Source organism: Povalibacter sp. (genome assembly GCF_036520495.1).
Classification (GTDB): Bacteria; Pseudomonadota; Gammaproteobacteria; order Steroidobacterales; family Steroidobacteraceae; genus Steroidobacter.
On record NZ_DATDJO010000018.1, the window covers coordinates 321754 to 337328 of the forward strand.

The window sequence follows — 15575 nt, forward strand, 5'->3', positions numbered from 1 at the left end:
GCAAAGAACGCATAGAAGCGCATAGAAAGAAAAATCTCTGCTTCCTATTTGCGATCTATGCGTTCTTTGCGGTTACTCCTCCTCTTCTCGCAGGTTAACCATGAGCTTCATCACCAAACCCAAAGTCACGCATCCCGGTCTGCCGAAGAACGATCTCGGGCTGACGCGGCGTGACTACGAAGGCGGCATGTCGACGCTGTGCGCCGGTTGCGGGCATGACTCGGTGACGGCGGCGGTGATCGAGGCCGTGTGGGGACTGTCGATGCGGCCCGAGCAGCTCGCCAAGTTGTCGGGCATTGGCTGTTCGTCGAAGACCACGGCGTACTTCGTCAGCGGCGGTCATGGGTTCAACTCGGTGCATGGACGCATGCCGTCGATCGCGACCGGTGCGGCGGCGGCCAATCGCGATCTTTACTACATCGGCGTCTCCGGCGACGGCGACACGCTGTCGATCGGCTTCGGGCAGTTCGCGCATGCGATCCGGCGCAACGTGAACATGCTGTACCTGATCGAGAACAATGGCGTGTACGGTCTCACCAAGGGCCAGTTCTCCGCTTCGGCCGACATCGGTTCGAAGGCCAAGCGCGGCGAAGAGAACGTGCAACCCCCGGTCGACCCCGTGCTGACGGCATTGACGCTCGGCGCGACATTCGTGGCCCGCAGTTTTTCCGGCGACAAGGAACAGCTCGTGCCGCTGCTCAAGGCGGGTCTCAAGCATCAGGGCTTTGCGCTGATCGACATCCTCTCGCCCTGCGTCACGTTCAACGATCACGAGGGCTCTACCAAGAGCTACCAGTTCGTGCGCGATCACTACGATGAGGTCGTGCACACCGATTTCGTGCCGCCAGCAGCGGAGATCACGACGCAGTACGCGGATGGCGAGGCCGTGCCCGTGACCATGCACGACGGCAGTCGTGTGCTGTTGCGCAAGCTCGATGCGTCCTACGACCCGACGCATCGCGGCAAAGCCATGAACTATCTGCGTGAGAAGCTGCGCCAGGGCGAGTACGTGACCGGGCTCATCTACCTGGACGAGAACAGTCGTGAGTTTCACAGCGTAAACAACACGGCTGCGGAACCACTGAATCAGATGCCCTACGCGAAGCTGACGCCGGGCAAGCCAGGCATGGCGAAGATCATGGCGAAATATCGCTAATGACCTGCAAGGACTGACTCTGAACTGCCACCTGGTAGGTCCGGCTTCAGCCGGATGTCATGCGGAAGCATCCCTGCCGATAAAGACCGACTGTGGCCACAGGATCTCCTGCGGGAAAGCTTACACTCGCCCCATGAAGACTGATTTCTGGATCGAACGCTGGCAGAAACGCGAGATCGGCTTTCACCAGCGCAGCATCAACCCCTACCTGCAGCATCACTGGCCCGCGCTCGGGCTCGCTCCTGGCACGCGGGTATTCGTGCCCCTATGCGGCAAGAGTCTCGATATGCACTGGCTGCACGACCAGGGCCATTCCGTGATTGGTGTCGAGGTGGCGCGCGAAGCGGTGGCCGATTTCTTCAAGGAATGGGGCGTGCAACCCAGGATCGCGCAGGCAGGTGCTTTCGAGCGATGGCAGTTCGGGCACATCGAACTGTGGTGCGGCGACTTCTTCGATCTGTCGGCCGCTGATCTTGGCGACGTCGGTGCCGTGTTCGATCGAGCAGCATTGATCGCCTTGCCCGAGACGCTCCGCCAGGCCTATGCAAAGAAGCTTCGGGAAATACTACCAGCCAGCTCACCAGTACTCCTGGTCACGGCCGACTACGCACAGCACGAAATGCCGGGGCCGCCGTTTGCGGTCAGCGATGCAGAAGTGAGGACGCTGTTCGACGGGAGTCGCATCGAACTGCTGGAAGAAAACGATGTGACCGATGTCCCCGATAACCAGCGCTTTCGCGAACGCGGCCTGAGTCGACTGGTGGAGCGCGTTTACCGCGTCGGGTGATAGTTGATAGTGGATAGTTGATAGCGCGAGAGCCGGACGCCATGCAGTGACCTTCTCATCAACTATCCACTATCAACTTTCAACTTCCTGTCAGTGCATGTGCAGTCCACCGTTCACCGAGAAATCGGCGCCGGTGGCGAAACCGGATTCATCGGAGGCGAGCCATGCGACGATCGAGGCGATCTCGTCCGGGTCGCCGAGTCGCTTCACCGGGATCGTGCCGACGATCTTGTCCAGCACATCCGGGCGGATGGACTTCACCATCGACGTGCCGATATAGCCCGGCGACACCGTGTTCACGGTGACACCCTTGCCCGCCACTTCCTGCGCCAGCGCCATCGTGAAGCCGTGAATGCCGGCCTTCGCGGTCGAGTAGTTGGTCTGGCCGAACTGACCCTTCTGCCCGTTTACCGACGAGATGTTGATGATGCGACCCCAACGTCGCTCCAGCATGTCGTCGATCACCTGCTTGGTGACGTTGAACATGCTGTTGAGATTGGTGCCGATGACGCTGTCCCAGTCGTCCTTGCTCATCCTGCTGAAAGTGCCATCGCGCGTGATGCCCGCGTTATTTACCAGCACGTCGACGGGCCCGAGCTCTGCCTTGACCCTGTCGAAGGCGGTCACCGTCGACTCCCAATCGGCGACATTGCCCTCGGAAGCTACGATGTCGTGACCGAGCGCCTGCATCTCCGCGAGCCAGGTGATCTTGCGCTGTGAATTCGGACCGCAGCCGGCGACCACGCGGAAGCCTTCGCGCGCGAGCCGCTTGCAGATGGCCGTACCGATGCCTCCCATGCCGCCGGTGACATATGCGATGCGCTGAACCATTGCAGAAATCGCTCCGTAAACTGCCCCTGCGTCAGTGATCGCAGCGGTACTGCGGTCGACGCATTATCGGGAAACCCTGGAATGCCGCTGATAAACGGCTGGCGCGCATCATACGTGGCGATCCTCGCCGGATCGCGACTAGTTGGTATTGCAGCGCAACGGAACGACGCTCAGCTCAAGAGACGCCGCAGACGCAGTAGCACGGCTTCCGGACGGTGGAACAGATCGCGGCGGCTGACCACCACGATCCGATAGCCCAGGGCTTCGAAAAAACGTGCCCGCGCTTCCTGTTCGCTCGCGGGCCGGGTGAGATCGATGATCAGCGCCTGCTCGCGGCACAGATGATCGACCACGAAAGGGCCGATCTCCACATCGCTGACAAATGTGTGCTGCCGGAGACTTCTCGCCCGCAGCAGCTGTGTCAGTCCATCTTCGGATGAATTCGCTGCCCGCTCGCGAACGAGCATCTCGGTTTTTGGTCGGTGTCGTAGTACGCCGGTGAACATGCGTCGCACGATAGGCGATCGCATACAGAGACGGTCCGCGCAAATCTGCGGGGATACCCAAGAAATGTGGAGAGAAATGTGGTCTTCGACCGGGAGCGAGAGAATCAGCGGCGCGCGTCCGACGGGATGCGCCGGGGGATGACGAGCGGTCGCAGCGGAGCGGCTGCGACACTGTTGCATTACAAGAGGCGGCTACTGCCAGCTGCGACCCGGCGCGACCGACCACAATGCGCAGACTGGCGCACGTGTATCTGGCATATGACCCACGCGGCGATGGTTGGAGCCATGCTGCATGCAGCGCGGATCGCGCGCCCATCGCACCGCATAGACCACTGGATCCAGACCCGAACTCACCAGGTTGATCAAGTGCTGCCGCCAACGCCTCTTCGTGTTCATCATGGACTCCACGCCTCGCATCCTGTCATTTTCGAACGCCGTCAGAGTGAAGTCAGTTCCTTCAGTCCGGAACCAATCCATCGGCGCGGATTGCGCAGGGTTGAATTACTGACAGCGGACGTCGGTGAGGAGCGACAGATTCTGCGAACCGCGTCGCAACCGGCGGCGTGAAACCAGGATTCCCAGCCCCAACAGAACATAGCCACTGCAACTGCCGCCACCTCCTCCACCGCCGCCCCCGCCCGCACTGGGTGGCGGCGCACTGTCATCGTTCGTGATCGTGACGGCCAGAGTCGTCGTCGTACCGAGGAAGTCGCCATGGAGTACGACGCTGAATGTGCGCGCTGCATCGACAGTAGTGTTGTTCGTGACAGGCACGGTAATGGTCCTGACAGTCTCGCCGGCCGCGAATGTGAGTACACCACTGGCCGCCTGGTAGTCGACGCCAGCGCGAGCGGTGCCATCCGTCGTCGCGTAGTTCACCACCAGGGAACTCTCGCTGCCGTCGATTCGTGTGACGGTGAAGACGGCGTTGCCGATCGCTTCGGCGACGCTCACGTTCCCGGATTCGAACTGCGCACGGCCCCGGTTCGGATCGTCATTGAGGATGGTCACGGAGCTCGCAACCTGGCTGCCAGTCAGATCGCCGCTGAGTCTTACAGTGAACGTGCGGTTCGCAGAGAAGTGAATGTTGTCGACGATCGTGACGGGAATCGTGGCTGCCGTTACCCCTGGCGCAAAGATCACCTGACCCGTGGTGTGCTGGAAGTCGCGCGGCGATTCGGCGCTGCCGCTTTCCGTTGCGTAGAACACCGTGAGAGCCTCTGTCGTCGCGCCGGTGCGCCTGACGGGAATGAGCACGGTTCCTGCTGTCTCTGCCACTTCCTGCGCCGACTGCGCAAATTCCGCGAGGCCGCGGTCCGGATCGTCGTTGACGATCGCAATGGTTGTCGTGGTTACAGGGCCGGGCGACTGACCGCCCAGGTTCATGGTGAGAACTCTTCGGCCGTCGAATCGACTGTTATCGAGGAGCTGAACGGGAATGACACGTTGCACTTCGCCGGGCTGGAATGTGAACGAGCCCGCGGCGGCGACATAGTCGCGACCGGCCACGGCAGTGCCATCGGCTGTGGCGTACTCGACGAACAACGTCGACTCGCTGCCCTCGATACGCTGAATGGTCAGGTTGGCCGCGCCGGCATTTTCCGGCACTTCCATTGCAACCGCTGCGAACTGCGAACGACCGCGATTCGGATCATCGTTGAATACGTGGATCCATTGCGTGCGCCGTTGACCGAGGTTTGCGCCGCTCCACGCGAAAGCGAAGCTGCGGTAGTTCGGCTGCTCGTAGCGATCGTTGTCGAGAATCCGCACTGCGACCGACGCACTCGTCGCGCCGGGCGCAAAGGTTACCTGTCCGGATACCGCTTCGTACTGCGCGCCAGCGACGGCAGTCCCATCCACCGTGGCATAGGAAACCGTGAGCGGTTGGGTCGTGGTGCCGGTGCGATTCATCATCACCGTCACCGGACCGCCGTTTTCCCACACGCTGACACTGTCGGTGCCGACCTCGGCCTTGCCGCGATCGAGATCGTCGCTGGTGAGGGTGACCGTGATCGGCGAGCCGGCCACGACCAGGCCCAGGGGGTATCGCAATACGATGCGAAACGTCTCGTCCTGCTCGAAGTCCTCATCATTGACCGGCGCCACGCGCACAGTCTTGCTGGCCTCGTTCGCTGCGAACTCCAGACGGGTGAGAATGGGCTGATAGTCCGCTTGCTCCTCCGCGGAACCATCGAGCGTAGCGACCTCGACGGAAACGACGCGAGTCAGATCGCCATCACGCGCGATCGTGATGTCCACACCCGTATCGCTCTCCGGCACGGCAACCGTGTTCTGAACCAGGCGCACCGAACCGTATGTGGCCGCCGGGGTGCGGAAAGCTTCGATCTGCGGACGCATCACTTCGATGGCACGACCGTTGTGTGCAGCACCGGATTGCCCCTCTGCGATGCCGCACGGCGCACCGTCCCGGCTCAGCGCGGGATCGGAGTAATGCGACAGCCGCGGTGTGCCGACAGAGCTCATCAATGTTCCGGCGCCACCGCAGACGAATCCGTAGTTGTAGGCGTTGATGGGCAGATTCACATTGCCGGTCGCGTTGGCGCGATCGTGATGCGCCCCGAAATTGTGTCCCGCTTCGTGTGCGAAGGTTCCGGCGCCGCATTGCAGGCCGGAGACGCCGCTGCTGCCGACCAGGTACGCCTGGCCGCAATAGGCTATGCCGCTGCGCTGGAAGTAGAGAAAATGCCGCAGATCGGCGCCGAACTGATCCGCGCGCGTATGCATGGCAGCGTTTCCGACGAAGCCGGGAAACGGGTCCATTGCATTGAACGGCGCCGGAAACATCTCGACGAGCACCAGGTTGAGTTCGGCCTGGATGTCGTTCGCGATGAATAGTTGGCCGTGTCAGTTTCCACGAAGCCATAGGCATTGCTGCCATCGGAGGTCAACAACAGCCGCGCGGCTCCCTCGCGCCCGCGAATGGTGGTGACGCCATGTCGGGTGCGCTCGGAGAGCGGCACGAACCGCAGCAATGTGCCGTCAGGCAGGACTATCGGTAGGCGTCCGGTCTTCGCAGCGACCTTCTGCGTGCTGATATCCAGCCTCTGCCTGGCATGGATCGGAGCGGTGCGGATGTCCTCCGCACCGCGCGCTTGTGCAACCAGAATCAATAACACCGATGCCAGCCTGATCGCAGCGCGCATGGTCTGTTCCTTGAGTAGCGGGGATCACGTTCCGCAAATTACTGTCCTGATCCCGAGGCCTGGGTTTCGACCCCGGTTCAGGCCTCATCACGAACGCAACAGGCGCTGATGGGCACCGCTAGTTCAGTCGACACCCCGTCAGCGGACTGCCAGTCAGGTTGATGTCCCGGTTCTTGATGTTGTCGCGCAGGCTGCCCGTGAGCCGATAGGCGCCCGCCGCGGCGTTCTTGTCGAAGGTGGCATTGAATGCATATTGATTGCCCGCCGACGCCGCGGAGAACGCCGTACCCGTCAACGTCCCCGTCACGGTCACCGGTTCGGCCCGACCCTGATAGTCGCGATCGATGATCGATCCGGTGATGCGATCTGCCGCGTCGATCTCCAGATTGATCAACAGGGCGGTGCCGAGCGGGAATGAGTAGCCGCTGATGCGATATATCGCTGCGTTGGAACCGCCCGAGCGTGCGCCGGCGAACGTGCCGGTGTCGGGCCCACTCGTCCATGTACCAGTGATACTGTCCGGCGTGCGGAAGCTGCCGGAGAACGTTGCGCCGGTGCTGACCTGCCCGGTCGCAAACGTCGGGAAGATCGACAATCCTGTGCCGGATTGTTTTTCCAGTTCGAACCCTGCACGATCGACCGCGCTGTACCCCGCACCGAACATGCGCGCACCGGTACCGTAGGCAACCATCGTCCACACACCGTTGTCGCCAGAGCCGGTGTAGGTGCCCCGGTAAAGCCCGTTGTAAGTACACCAGGCGGTACGAACGAAGTGCTCGCGTGCCGTCACTTCGGAAGGCACTGCGTGTGTCGTTCCGTCGGCAGCGCTGGCATCGGCAACGATTGGCTGCACGGCGGTAGCGAAGTCCGCGTAGCTCGCACCAAAGTCCGGCGTCGTCCAGTTCGTCGCCGTCGCGCGCACCGCATCGGAGATCAGAATGCCGTTCTCCGGGTTGCCATCCCGATCGAGCAGCTGCAGAAGACGCAGCCGGTTTTCGATCTGCTGCGCAAGGTTGGTCGTCGTTCCGATCAGATGCAGAGGGCTCATGAACGGCTGGCCGGGATAGCTGCCGAGCGTCACTCCCCCAATCCTGAAAGTGACCGTATTGCCCTGTGCGTAGCGGAATCCGCCATCGCTTCCCGTCACGCCGCTCAACGCACCGCCGTCGCTGTAGTCGAGACCCTGCACCAGCGCATCGCGAAACACGCCGTCGACGGTCGCACCAGTCGCGGGTGCGGGCGGCGCCGCTGGTGGCACGGTCCAGCCCGGTCCTGCAGTCGTGCCGCCACCGCCGCCACCGCCTTCCTCTTCATCATCGTCGCCGCCGCCTCCGCTGCAGGCGGCGAGGATAGTGATCAGTGGCAGCACCAGAAACCGGAAATGTCGTCCGACCATACGCCCGCCCCTTGGTTGTTGTTCGAGAAATGCAGGTCAACGTTCAAGCGTCTGTGACGAAGGGGGTCAATCTCTCACGTGATTTCGGGACGGCGACGCGGGCAAGGGAGGTAGCGCTGCTGACGGGGAGATATTTCAACGTGCGATTGCCTTCACAACGATGACCTCCCTGATCGTCCAGCGGTGGCACGACTCTCACGCATCGTCGGATGGCTTGTCGGACGATGCGTGCGTGTGCTTATCTAGTGTCGTCCAACAACGAAAGGCACAGCGGGACGCCTCGATTGAACCAGGACGCAGTCGCAGCGCTGATCGAAAAGCAATACCCCGGACTCCTTTTGCTTCTGCGCCGGAAGCTGCGGGACGAGCAGCTGGCGCAGGATGCCCTGAATCAGGCCCTCGTCACCTCTCTCGAGCACCTTCAGGCCGGGCGCGTGACTGACCCATCGTTGCTCGGCGGCTATGTCTTCCAGGTCGCCATGAATCAGATGCGCAATCATCGGCGCAAGATGGTGGAACGCTCGGACCGTCGGGCCGATCCGGCCCTGGTCGACACCCTGCCCGATCTGCGCGTTGCGGCGGACAGCGCAGGCATCGAACCTTCCATGGCTGAACAGGTGCGGTCGGCGATCGAATCGCTTCCCACGTTGCGCGACCGCCAGATCGTGAAGCGCTTCTATCTCGACGAGGAGGAAAAGGACTCCATCTGCCGGGACCTGCGACTGACGACCCTTCATTTCGACAAAGTGATCTTCCGCGCCCGACAACGCATGCGAGCCTTGCTGGAGGCGAAGGGGTTCCGGAAGCCCGACATTTTCGCCGTCCTTCTTTTAGGCCTCGCGTGAGATGTCGGCCTTCTTTACAACAGATATCGTTCGGGGATGGGCTGTGCTCCGAGGGGTAGGCACACTGACGGCGCAATGAACCCATGGATCGCAGATACATAGACGACCACCGCCTCGTCGCGCGGTATCTCGCCGACCAGCTTCCGGATGCCGAGCGGGAGGCGTTCGAGGCGTACTACCTCGAGCATCCGGATGTGGTGCAGGACATGGAGGCAACGGCTCGACTCAAAGTGGGCCTGGCGCAACTCCAGGAATCGGGTGAGCTGCATCGATTGCTGCAACCGCCGCCGTGGTTCCGGCAGCATCGCTACCTCGCAATTGCAGCGGGAACTGCATTCCTCGCCATGGGCACCTTGCTGTGGTTCGGTAACCGACCAGCGCCTCGGGAACCGCTGCTCGTTGCTTCGGCAACCGCATTGGTCGATAGCTCCGGACACCCGCTGCCGATATTCGCCACCTATCCTGTCCTGCGAACGCGCAGTGCTTCCTACGATGCCACCATCAAATTGCCGCAGGCAGCGCAAACGATCGCACTGCGTGTGTTGCCGGAAGTGGACGCCGTTCCGCCTCGTTATCGCGTGGCTCTGTCTGTCATCGCCGACGACGACTCGCTTCGTGAGGTCGCCACCCTTGGTGAGCTGTCGGCCGACGAGGATGGCTTCGTTCCGGTTTACTTCAACTCCACCAGTCTCGTTCGCGGGCGGTACCAACTCGCGCTCTCCGGTGATGCGGACACGAGCGCGGCAGATGAACTGAGCTCGTTCCTTATTCGAGTCGTCGATGGCGCGCCATGAACGGCGCGCATGACTCGCGCCTCTGCGGCCGCATGCAAGGCGGTTTGCATCTGCATCGCAGCACTCGAACTGTATTCGCTGCGACTTGCTGATTCTTTGATGTGATCGGTCAACTGCGTTGGCTATGATCCCGACCCCGCGTCGCACGCGACTTGTATTGGGGCCGATCATGCAGTTCGAATACACCCATAAAGTGAAGACGCTGATCGAGCGTCTCGAAAAATTCTTCGCCGAACACATCTATCCGAACGAGAAAGGCGTCGCCGAGTTCGTCATGGCGCGCGAAGGCCAGGCGCGCTGGGAGCCGATTCCGATCATCGAGTCGCTCAAGCCGGAAGCGAAGGCTGCAGGATTGTGGAATCTGTTCCTGCCGCACTCAGCGAGTGGCGCGGGGCTCACCAATCTCGAATACGCACCCCTGTGCGAGATCATGGGTCGCGTTGCATGGTCACCCGAAGTCTTCAACTGCTCGGCACCCGATACGGGCAACATGGAGATCCTCGATCGCTTCGCCAGCCCGGCCAATCGCGAGCGCTGGCTGAAGCCATTGCTGAATGGCGACATCCGCTCGGCGTTCTGCATGACCGAACCTGCGGTTGCTTCGTCCGATGCGACCAACATTTCGACGCGCATCGAGCGCGACGGTGATTCGTATGTCATCAACGGCCGCAAGTGGTGGTCGTCGGGCGCAGGCGATACGCGCTGCGAAATCCTGGTCGTGATGGGCAAGAGCAATCCGGACGCGCCGCAGCACCAGCAGCAGTCGCAGATCCTCGTACCGATGAAGACACCAGGCGTGACGGTGCTGCGTCAGCTTCCCGTGTTCGGATTCGACGACGCGCCGCACGGGCATTCGGAGATCGTGTTCGAGAACGTGCGGGTGCCCGCCGACAACATCCTGCTGGGTGAGGGTCGCGGCTTCGAGATCGCGCAGGCCCGACTCGGGCCCGGGCGCATCCACCACTGCATGCGCAATATCGGCGTCGCGGAACACACACTGGAGAAAACCTGCCGGCGCCTGCTGTCGCGCGTCGCCTTCGGCAAGCCCCTTGCCGATCAGTCGATCTGGCTGGAGCGCATCGCCAATTGCCGCATCCACATCGACCAGACGCGTCTGCTGGTGCTGAACGCCGCCGACAAGATGGATCGCCTGGGCAACAAGGCGGCACGCCGGGAGATCGCGATGATCAAGGTCGCAGCACCCGCCATGCTCAACTTCGTCGTCGACTGGGCGATCCAGGCCCACGGCGCCGCTGGCGTCACGACGGATTTCGGTCTCGGCCACGTCGCTGCGAGTGCACGCACGATGCGCCTCGTCGACGGACCCGATGAAGTCCATCGCAACCAGATCGGCAAGATGGAACTCGAAAAGTACAAACCAGCGAAGCAGTAGGGAATCGGAATCTCCACGGGGAGACACGGGGTCTGATACGCCGCATTCTGCAGGCTGTTTGGTCTCTATACCCCGTGAGTCCCCGTGCCCCCCGTGGAGATCTTCTTCTTTGAGGTACAGAACATGGCGATGTCATCACTTTTCGATCTGAAGGATAAAGTCGTGGTCGTCACCGGTGCGAGCCGCGGTATCGGCGAAGCCATCGCGTATCGCATTGCGGAGCACGGCGGCAAGGTGGTCGTCTCGAGTCGCAAGCTCGACGCCTGCGAGAAAGTCGTTGGTGCGACCAAGGCGAAGGGCGGCGAGGCGTTCGCGCATGCGTGCAACATCGGTCGCAGGGAAGACCTGCAGGGGCTCGTGAATGCCACGATCGGGAAATGGGGCGGCATCGATGTATTGATCTGCAACGCAGCGGTGAATCCTTACTACGGCCCCGCTGCCGATATGTCAGACGACGCATACGACAAGATCATGAACTCGAACGTGCGCAGCAACTTCTGGTTGTGCAACATGGTGCTGCCGCAGATGGCGGCACGCGGCGGCGGTTCGATCGTGATCATCTCCTCGATCGCGGGCTTGCTGGGTTCGGCGAGCATCGGCGTGTATGGCATCTCGAAGGCGGCCGACATGGCGCTGGCCCGCAACATTGCGCTGGAGTGGGGTCCGAAGAACATCCGCGCCAACTGCATCGCGCCGGGCCTCGTGCGCACCGATTTCGCCAAGGCGCTGTGGGAGAACCCCGAGACCTATGCGCATACCGTCGCGACCTATCCGCTGCGTCGCATCGGTGAACCCGATGAAATCGCTGGCGCCGCCGTGTTTCTCGCTAGCCCGGCCGGCTCGTTCATGACCGGCCAGACGATCGTCATCGATGGCGGCGGCGTCATCGGGCGCGGATGACTTCTCCCTGAATTGACCGCACAGATCGCAGAGATGGAAAGAAACTAATCGCTATTTTCTGTTCCTATCCCTTGCTTCTCGGCACGAAGAAGAAATCGCCGACTTCGTGGCCGGCACCCTTGATCGACTTGAATTCCGGCTTCTGTACGAACTTGTTGTGCTCGGCCGCGATCTGCACGCGCTTGCTCAGGCGACTGAAGAGTTCGGGGCTGGAGAGAATGCCGGTGTTGGCTTCGAGTTCGTCGATGAAGGCGCGTGCGAACACGGAGTTCTGACCGCCGCCCTCGTCCAGTACGGGCGCATCGCCGCCGGAGGTGAGCAGCAGGCGTGAGCGCTTCGGCAACTTGTAGGCAACGTAGTCCTTCGAATAGCTGACCTTGTCGTTCATGAACAGGTAGCTCGGGTCCGTCGACAGCAACCCGGCATAGCAGGAGTCTGCGACGACCAGCACGCGCTTCGCTGGCAGCCGGCCCAGATGGCCGGTGATCTGTTCATTGGGAACCCAGAACGTGTCCTTCGGCGGTGCATCCGCATTCACGGGCAGCCAGTAGCCTGCCTGCGACTTGCCACTGCTCAGGCGTTCGCCGTGGCCTGCGTAATAGATGAGCAGGTTGTCTTCTGGCTTGAGCACCGAGTTCAGATCGTTCAGCGCCTTGAGCATCTGGATGTCATCGGCGTCTTCGAGGATCTGCACGTTGAAGCCGTACTTGTCGGCGAGCACGCGCGCGGCGCGCTGCACGTCGTGCTTCGGCGTCTGCAGGCTTTCGATGGCCTGATAGTTCTGGTTGCCGATCACGATGGCGTAGTAGCGGCCGAACTTCATGCCGGACAGCGTGCGCTCGTCGGCCACCGCCGGCAGCTGCGTTAGCTGCGCCTTGGTCTGCGGCGAGCGCGTGGTCGGGATACCCGCCAGGCGTTCGGCGCTCTTGTTCTTCTCGGCTTCCAGCTGCGCAATCCACTTCTTGAGCGCTTCGACTTCCTTGCTGTCGCCGGTCTGCTGCGCCACAGGTCGCTTCGAGAGCTGCTCCTGCATGTCCTTCAACTGCTTCTGCAACAGGGTGAGCTGCGTGTCGCGTTCACCGATCGCGTTTTCCAGTTCCTTGCGCAATTCGTCCTGCTCGCGCTGCGCAGCCGACGTATAGATGAGGCTGTCCTCCGACAGTCCGGACGCCTGCCGATACAGATTGAGCGCCTTGAGCTGGTCCTGCGGCACGCCGAGTCCCTGTTCGTAGAGCGTGCCGAGATTGAAGATGGCTCGCGAGTAGTTCTTGTCGGCTGCCTTCTGGTACCAGCTCGCGGCGGCGGAAAAATCAGGATCGACGCCCATGCCGCGCTCATAGATTTCGCCGACGTTGGTCATCGCCTCGGGATCACCGCTTTGCGCCGTGTCCATCCAGATACGCAGCGCCGATTTCAGATCGGCGCGGTCGTAGGCCACGTATTCGCCACCGCGGATCGAGCACTCCGCCGTCGTGGTGCGGATCGGTCGACGCGGGGTGAGGTAGCTGGAATTGCCGAGCTGGCGCACCTGGCCGGGCAACAGGCAATCCACGATTTCCAGGTCCGAGCGCTTGACCATACCCTTGGTCGCTGCTGCCTTGTCGGACGGCGATGCCGCAGACGCCGCAATCAGGAAGGCGGGCGCCAGCACAATGGCCGCGCGCAGCAGAACATTCGGAAGGACGCTGGAGTTCATCGATGCCTCTTTGACGACGGTCTTGGTAGAGCCCGTATTCGACGCCGATCGGCTCGCAGATTCAATGATTCAGTGTGATCCACGTCGCGAGTTGGACATCGGCAAGCACGGATTAAGTCGTCAGGCCCACAGATCCGCCGTGGGGACGTTCGTTGGTCCCCGTTGACGGGGATGACAGGAAGAGCCTCCGGATCGGCGGCGCAGTTGACATCGGATGCGCGTCGAGCCGCAATGGCGCGATGCGCCTCGTCCTCATTCCGCTTCTTCTTCTGCTGCTGCAGGCCTGCGTCAACAATGCGCAGCGCATCGATCGGCAGGCAGCGGCGGCCCAGCTGACGAGATCCGTCGTCGCGGGTCGCGAGTTTCGTCATGTGGTTTACGCGAATGGGCAGGCCGCCAACGCGACTACGCAGCGGCTGCTCGTGTACCTGGACGGGGATGGGCGACCGTGGGGTGCGAACGGCCGGGAGCCGGCTGCCGATCCCACGACCCGCAATCCCGTCGCACTGCAATTGCTGGCCCAGACGACAGCGCCTGCAATCTACGTAAGCCGGCCCTGTTACCAGCGCATGAACGATTCGATGTGCGGACCCGCGACATGGACGAGCGACCGCTACTCTGCCGTGGTCGTGGACAGCCTCGCCGCCGCAATCCAGCAGGCTGCAGGCGACGATGCGCGGAAGCAGATCGTGCTCGTCGGTTACAGCGGCGGCGGTGTGCTTGCCGTACTGGTGGCGGAGCGCCTGGCCAACGTGGCGGCCGTCATCACGATCGCTGCGAATCTCGACATCGATGCGTGGACCCAGCATCACCACTACTTGCCACTGACCGGGTCATCGAATCCCGCGTCGAGCATGCACGATCATCCGTGGCCGGAAGTGCATCTGCAGGGCACGGCGGATCACACCGTTCCCGCAGCCACCACAGCGCGCTACTTCGCCCGCTATCCGCTGGCTCAGCGGCGGCAATTCGACGAGTTCACCCACGTCTGCTGCTGGGTCGAGCAGTGGCCGGAAATTTTCGCCAGCATCGCCGGCCCACTGGAAATGATTCCCGGCACGGCACAGTAGAGATCTATTCCGTCGCCCCCCGCGCGCGCAGCGCCACATCGGGGAAATCGGAGAACACACCGTCGATGCCGAGTTCGAAGAACTGACGATATTCGCGCAACGGATCGTTAGAATACTGCGGCGCCAATGTCGCCGGCTCGTTGCGAAACGTATAGGCGTGGACCTTGAGCCCGGCTGCATGCGCCTGATCGATCACGACGGTCTGTAGCAATTGCGGCCCCTGTCGATCGCGCAGGATCTGCCGCTTCCATGGCCCGATGGCATTCGCATACCGCGCGACATCGGCCAGTTGTCGTGGCGGTTCGCCGCCTCGCGGATCGTCATACTGCGGGATGTTCACGCCAACGACTCGCGTGCCGGCATCGTCGTAGAGCAATGCGCCGTCGTCCAGCAACTGCACCAGCGGCAGTCGCGTCTTCGATCGCAGATACTGCAGGTTGGCGCTCTCGAACGACTGGATGAACACCGGCCCGTCAGGCCGGTCCAGCCCATGTCGACTCAATGCCTCGAGCAGCCGATCCTCCAGCGGTAGTCCCAGCGAGAGATGGAACGCCGGATGCTTCGTCTCCGGGTACACGCCGATGGTGCGCTGGCGCGCAGTCGATTCGCGCGTGGCCAGCGTGAGAATCTCATCGAATGTCGGGATCTCGAACTGTCCGTCGAACTCCCTGGACCGTGCCGGATTCGACTGGCGTGCGCGCAGGGTCCTGATCTCGGCGAGCGTGAAGTCGCTGGCAAAGAGCGCCGTGATGGACTTACCGTCCACGATGCGAGTCGTGCGGCGACTGGCGAACTCCGAATGCGCCGTGACGTCGGTGGTGTCGTCCAGCACGGGCTCGTGCCGCGCGATCAGATGGCCATCGCGTGTTGCCACCAGATCGGGCTCGATGAAATCCGCCCCTTGCTCGATGGCCAGCTGGTACGACGCCAGCGTGTGCTCAGGCCGATAGCCTGAGGCGCCGCGGTGGGCGATGACGAGCGGCGCCGTACCGTCGAGCGTCGGCCATGTGACAGGATCAGCCATGACAGTTCCTGAT

14 protein-coding genes are annotated in these 15575 nt (G+C 62.2%); 7 read left to right on the forward strand and 7 right to left on the reverse strand.

Features of this window, described 5'->3' with window-relative positions:
* Positions 1-100: 100 nt before the first annotated feature.
* The gene (locus VIZ63_RS06675; RefSeq protein WP_331608755.1) at positions 101-1156 is read left to right on the forward strand and encodes a 2-oxoacid:ferredoxin oxidoreductase subunit beta; all 1056 of its coding nucleotides are present in this window, start codon (positions 101-103) and stop codon (positions 1154-1156) included.
* Between the two features lie 133 nt (positions 1157-1289).
* On the forward strand, positions 1290-1943 hold the full coding sequence (locus VIZ63_RS06680) for a thiopurine S-methyltransferase (protein WP_331608756.1): 654 nt from the start codon (positions 1290-1292) through the stop codon (positions 1941-1943).
* 90 nt (positions 1944-2033) lie between these two features.
* On the opposite strand, the gene VIZ63_RS06685 is transcribed toward VIZ63_RS06680, so the two are convergent.
* The 5 genes from VIZ63_RS06685 to VIZ63_RS06705 form a co-directional block, all read right to left on the reverse strand.
* On the reverse strand, positions 2034-2774 hold the full coding sequence (locus VIZ63_RS06685; protein WP_331608757.1) for a 3-ketoacyl-ACP reductase: 741 nt from the start codon (positions 2772-2774) through the stop codon (positions 2034-2036).
* A 170-nt stretch (positions 2775-2944) separates the two neighbouring features.
* The gene (locus VIZ63_RS06690; protein ID WP_331608759.1) at positions 2945-3304 is read right to left on the reverse strand and encodes a DUF559 domain-containing protein; all 360 of its coding nucleotides are present in this window, start codon (positions 3302-3304) and stop codon (positions 2945-2947) included.
* A gap of 168 nt (positions 3305-3472) precedes the next feature.
* Positions 3473-3676: a hypothetical protein gene (locus tag VIZ63_RS06695; RefSeq protein WP_331608760.1), complete on the reverse strand. Its 204-nt coding sequence runs from the start codon at positions 3674-3676 to the stop codon at positions 3473-3475.
* Between the two features lie 105 nt (positions 3677-3781).
* A complete protein-coding gene (locus VIZ63_RS06700) occupies positions 3782-6025 on the reverse strand; it encodes a Calx-beta domain-containing protein (RefSeq protein WP_331608761.1) in 2244 nt (747 codons plus the stop codon).
* Between the two features lie 537 nt (positions 6026-6562).
* Positions 6563-7840, reverse strand: a complete 1278-nt coding sequence (locus VIZ63_RS06705; RefSeq protein WP_331608762.1) for a hypothetical protein — start codon at positions 7838-7840, stop codon at positions 6563-6565.
* Positions 7841-8124: 284 nt separating this feature from the next.
* Between VIZ63_RS06705 and VIZ63_RS06710 the strand changes: the two genes are divergently transcribed.
* The 4 genes from VIZ63_RS06710 to VIZ63_RS06725 all read left to right on the forward strand — a co-directional run bounded on the left by VIZ63_RS06710 (position 8125) and on the right by VIZ63_RS06725 (position 11772).
* The gene (locus tag VIZ63_RS06710) at positions 8125-8685 is read left to right on the forward strand and encodes a hypothetical protein (RefSeq protein ID WP_331608763.1); all 561 of its coding nucleotides are present in this window, start codon (positions 8125-8127) and stop codon (positions 8683-8685) included.
* Positions 8686-8768: 83 nt separating this feature from the next.
* The gene (locus tag VIZ63_RS06715; RefSeq protein WP_331608764.1) at positions 8769-9479 is read left to right on the forward strand and encodes a hypothetical protein; all 711 of its coding nucleotides are present in this window, start codon (positions 8769-8771) and stop codon (positions 9477-9479) included.
* A gap of 169 nt (positions 9480-9648) precedes the next feature.
* Positions 9649-10872 (forward strand): acyl-CoA dehydrogenase family protein, encoded by a 1224-nt coding sequence (locus VIZ63_RS06720; protein WP_349261140.1) that lies wholly within the window; start codon positions 9649-9651, stop codon positions 10870-10872.
* A 129-nt stretch (positions 10873-11001) separates the two neighbouring features.
* Entirely contained in the window at positions 11002-11772 is a 771-nt protein-coding gene (locus VIZ63_RS06725; RefSeq protein ID WP_349261141.1) for an SDR family oxidoreductase, read from the forward strand.
* A gap of 64 nt (positions 11773-11836) precedes the next feature.
* Here the strand turns inward: VIZ63_RS06725 and VIZ63_RS06730 are convergent, their stop codons facing one another.
* A complete protein-coding gene (locus VIZ63_RS06730) occupies positions 11837-13468 on the reverse strand; it encodes a caspase family protein (RefSeq protein ID WP_331608767.1) in 1632 nt (543 codons plus the stop codon).
* A gap of 239 nt (positions 13469-13707) precedes the next feature.
* Between VIZ63_RS06730 and VIZ63_RS06735 the strand changes: the two genes are divergently transcribed.
* Entirely contained in the window at positions 13708-14538 is an 831-nt protein-coding gene (locus tag VIZ63_RS06735; protein WP_331608768.1) for a dienelactone hydrolase family protein, read from the forward strand.
* A 4-nt stretch (positions 14539-14542) separates the two neighbouring features.
* On the opposite strand, the gene VIZ63_RS06740 is transcribed toward VIZ63_RS06735, so the two are convergent.
* A complete protein-coding gene (locus VIZ63_RS06740; RefSeq protein ID WP_331608769.1) occupies positions 14543-15562 on the reverse strand; it encodes a glycerophosphodiester phosphodiesterase in 1020 nt (339 codons plus the stop codon).
* Positions 15563-15575 lie beyond the last annotated feature (13 nt).

What these genes read in the sequence shown, in the direction of transcription:
- VIZ63_RS06675 (WP_331608755.1), top strand. Translation starts at nt 101, where the DNA reads ATGAGCTTCATCACCAAACCCAAAGTCACGCATCCCGGTCTGCCGAAG.
- VIZ63_RS06680 (WP_331608756.1), top strand. Translation starts at nt 1,290, where the DNA reads ATGAAGACTGATTTCTGGATCGAACGCTGGCAGAAACGCGAGATCGGC.
- VIZ63_RS06685 (WP_331608757.1), bottom strand. Translation starts at nt 2,774, where the DNA reads ATGGTTCAGCGCATCGCATATGTCACCGGCGGCATGGGAGGCATCGGT.
- VIZ63_RS06690 (WP_331608759.1), bottom strand. Translation starts at nt 3,304, where the DNA reads ATGCGATCGCCTATCGTGCGACGCATGTTCACCGGCGTACTACGACAC.
- VIZ63_RS06695 (WP_331608760.1), bottom strand. Translation starts at nt 3,676, where the DNA reads ATGAACACGAAGAGGCGTTGGCGGCAGCACTTGATCAACCTGGTGAGT.
- VIZ63_RS06700 (WP_331608761.1), bottom strand. Translation starts at nt 6,025, where the DNA reads ATGCATACGCGCGCGGATCAGTTCGGCGCCGATCTGCGGCATTTTCTC.
- VIZ63_RS06705 (WP_331608762.1), bottom strand. Translation starts at nt 7,840, where the DNA reads ATGGTCGGACGACATTTCCGGTTTCTGGTGCTGCCACTGATCACTATC.
- VIZ63_RS06715 (WP_331608764.1), top strand. Translation starts at nt 8,769, where the DNA reads ATGGATCGCAGATACATAGACGACCACCGCCTCGTCGCGCGGTATCTC.
- VIZ63_RS06720 (WP_349261140.1), top strand. Translation starts at nt 9,649, where the DNA reads ATGCAGTTCGAATACACCCATAAAGTGAAGACGCTGATCGAGCGTCTC.
- VIZ63_RS06725 (WP_349261141.1), top strand. Translation starts at nt 11,002, where the DNA reads ATGTCATCACTTTTCGATCTGAAGGATAAAGTCGTGGTCGTCACCGGT.
- VIZ63_RS06730 (WP_331608767.1), bottom strand. Translation starts at nt 13,468, where the DNA reads ATGAACTCCAGCGTCCTTCCGAATGTTCTGCTGCGCGCGGCCATTGTG.
- VIZ63_RS06735 (WP_331608768.1), top strand. Translation starts at nt 13,708, where the DNA reads ATGCGCCTCGTCCTCATTCCGCTTCTTCTTCTGCTGCTGCAGGCCTGC.
- VIZ63_RS06740 (WP_331608769.1), bottom strand. Translation starts at nt 15,562, where the DNA reads ATGGCTGATCCTGTCACATGGCCGACGCTCGACGGTACGGCGCCGCTC.